Origin of the sequence: Peribacillus sp. NPDC058002 (assembly GCF_042886655.1) — a bacterium.
GTDB classification, from domain to species: Bacteria; Bacillota; Bacilli; order Bacillales; family DSM-1321; genus Peribacillus; species Peribacillus aracenensis.
The window spans coordinates 1-1,269 of record NZ_JBHVQU010000511.1; the positions used below are offsets into that span (position 1 = coordinate 1).

Annotated in this window: 2 protein-coding genes; one reads left to right on the forward strand and one right to left on the reverse strand. The window is 36.2% G+C overall.

Annotated features, from left to right (window positions below; translation table 11 throughout):
- The first annotated feature begins 217 nt into the window (after nt 1-217).
- Entirely contained in the window at nt 218-529 is a 312-nt protein-coding gene (locus ACFVSH_RS26735) for a hypothetical protein (RefSeq protein ID WP_387598426.1), read from the forward strand.
- A 104-nt stretch (nt 530-633) separates the two neighbouring features.
- On the opposite strand, the gene ACFVSH_RS26740 is transcribed toward ACFVSH_RS26735, so the two are convergent.
- The coding region (locus ACFVSH_RS26740; RefSeq protein ID WP_387708846.1) for a hypothetical protein at nt 634-1,269 on the reverse strand (636 nt) is incomplete at its 5' end.

Here is a 1,269-nt window from a genome sequence, read left to right on the forward strand (position 1 = left end):
AAGCTATTCCTTTTATTTATACTTCCCCCTTACCTACCCATTATTTTATTAAACCTATTTAAGGATGATGATAGAATTTATATATTCTAGCGAGGTTTATGTTGAAATTTCATTAATATAAATACATACTTTACAAATGAAATTTGTAAAAATACGAAAAACAAATATTGAAAACCGCCATTTTCAGGCACACTAGTATTAAAAACAGGAGGATATTATGACACCTCGTAATGTTCCGGCTAAAGATGATTTAGAAGTGAAAGATACCCTCGCTTCACCTGATAAGGAAAGTGAAGTAGCCAAACTCAATCGATTATTAGGTGCGGTCATGCGATATTTATCAGATGATGAGCAAGAAGAAATTGATATAGAGTATCTTCTCGAAAACACCGAAGGGCTGCGGGATTGGTGGAGCAAATACAGGGAGCTTGATCGAAAACGGGTCGAAGAAGAAATAAAAAATTCCCTGACAGCTCTATCCCTTGAAGAACTTGAAAACATCCGTGAACAAATCCGCACAAAGGAATAATAAAAAAATCCCTGCACTGGGATTTTACCAGATCATGCAAGGATTTTTTTGTTTTCTACCATATACAAAGAAAAAGCATTCCATTCATGTGGAAATCATTTGATTCAAAGACCACTCAATAAACTTAGTTCTAGTTGAACGATCATGGAATCAACTAATGCATTCAATGGATTTAAAACTGTCATTCCTGTCTGAAGTTCATATCTCTTTGCTGCTTCGACCATTGATAGTTGAGCCACCGACAGTGGTCTATTTTCGTTATTAAACTGGTATAGGAAGTTCAAAATTTTCTCGTTATACCTCTCTCCCAATCCCTGCATAATGAATTCAAAGGCATTGTCGATGATGATAACTTCAAAATCCACAGCCCCATATTTTTCAGCATGGGCATTTAAACGTTTGACTGTTCCTTCAACAGTGGCAGGGTTCGTGAATAATATCATCTGCGGTTGCTGCAATTGGCAAATTTGCTCAAAATATGGTTCATCAATTTTAATGATAGGCATTGGTAAGGATAGCTGCTCTTCGTTTAAAATAGCGATGTAATTTGTACAGGTTATCAGAATGGCATCCACTTTACATTCGGCAATCCATTCTACTTGTTGTTTAACCCTTTTTTGAGCATCCGAATGCTTAAAATTTTTATCCGTTGGCACCCGTTGCACCAATCCCGGATCTACAAAATGAAGCCATTCAATATCGAAATTCGAGAATGCGGTTTCTATGTATTCTATATTTGC